General features: G+C 60.7%; 1 protein-coding gene. It reads right to left on the reverse strand.

Annotated elements, in window-relative coordinates:
• The coding region (locus ALO64_RS00545; RefSeq protein ID WP_054991638.1) for a methyl-accepting chemotaxis protein at positions 1 to 1,470 on the reverse strand (1,470 nt) is incomplete at its 3' end.
• Positions 1,471 to 1,604 lie beyond the last annotated feature (134 nt).

Raw genomic sequence — 1,604 nt, forward strand, 5'->3', positions numbered from 1 at the left:
CAGGTTGGTTTGTTCGGCAATGCCGTGGAGAACTTCCAGCACAACCTCAATCTGCTGGCCTTGCTGCGCCAGACGCTCGATGACCTGCGCACCGGTTTCGACCTGCCCGGCCAGCGCCTCGATCAAACCGCCGACCTGATTGGACGTGCGGGTGTTTTCATCGGTCGCCTGCTTGATATCGACCACTTGACGCAGGGCTGCCTGCATCGCCTGGCTTTCCGACTGCGCCTCATCGGCCATCTGCTCCAGCGCCTTGAGGCTGGCCGCCACTTCGTCTCGCTGCAGTTCGGCTGCAGCATCGGCGCCGGCGTTGCGCTGGCTCATGACGCCGATTTCCTGCCCGGTGCGCTGCGCCACCTCGCCCGCCTCACGAACGATAGGCTGCAACTTGTCGATGAAGCGATTGACCGCCGCCGACATGTCGCCGATTTCGTCATTACTGTCCAGCTTGACGCGCTTGGTCAGGTCGCCCTCACCCGCCGCCAGATCATTGAGCGCAGCGATCAGCAGATGCAGCTTGCTGACGACTCGACGCCCGAGCACCACCGCCAGTAACAGCAGTACGCCCAGGCCGACCAGCGCCACCCCCATGCCGATCCGCCAGCGCAACGTTTCGGCGGCTTCCTGAACCGCCACACGTGTATTGGTGGTCATTGCAGCACCCGCCGTCTGAGCGGATTGCAAGCGCGTGCGCAAGGCGGTCGAACTGTCTTTGGAGGCACTGGCAAGGCTGTCGGAAACCAGTTGCTCGCCACTGGTTATCAGGGTGGCGAAACGCTTGTCCAGCGCAGCAAGATTTTCCTCGACCGTTGCCGTCGACACTCCCATGCGCACCTTGCCGATCTCGACACCGTTAGGGCTGATAGAGGCCTCGACGTAATACACCGACGGGTCGTTTTTCGCGGCATTGAGGATCTTGTCCATCGCCCGCTCGCCTTCACCCTTGGCCAGCAGCGCCTTGACCAGCGGGTTATCGCGGTTCATGTACCGCGTAAGGTGCTCACCTGCGGCGTCGTCATAGACCACAAACAACACGTTGGGATTGCGTTGGGCGCGTCGGGCAAATTCGGAAAGGGTTGGCGTGTCGTTGTCCCACATGGCGCGCGGGGCAACCGCAGCCAGTAGCTCGGCCATGTCAGTGGCGGACTCTCTCAGGTCTTTTTCCAGCGTGGCACGCAGTTGGGCCTGCTCTTCCTTCAGGCGGGTAGAAAGTCCGACGCTCAAGCGCTGACGCGTACTGGCTGAAAGCGAGTCGAGGCTCGACGTCACTTCGCTACTCGCCAGCTCCAGCTCGGAGGAAAGATGTTGCGAATCTACCCCAAGGCGATTGGCAAGGTCAGCCTCAAGCGCTGTGACTGTGCTCCGGGTAAGAGCAACCGCCACGATGACCTGCACCAAAAGGGCAATGCCCAGGGCAATGAAGACCGGGCGCAGCAGACGGCTTTGCAATAGAGATAAGACAGCAGACACAGGAGAATCCCTCCACCCTCAGCGCCATCAAAATGATGGCACTTTTCTGTCATCTTTGTAGCAAGCGCCGTGCCGTGACACAAGTCTCACTTTTGCCGCGATCGAATCCTGCGGACGCTGAAAACAAAAAGGGC

This window comes from Pseudomonas meliae (assembly GCF_001400515.1).
GTDB lineage: Bacteria > Pseudomonadota > Gammaproteobacteria > Pseudomonadales > Pseudomonadaceae > Aquipseudomonas > Aquipseudomonas amygdali.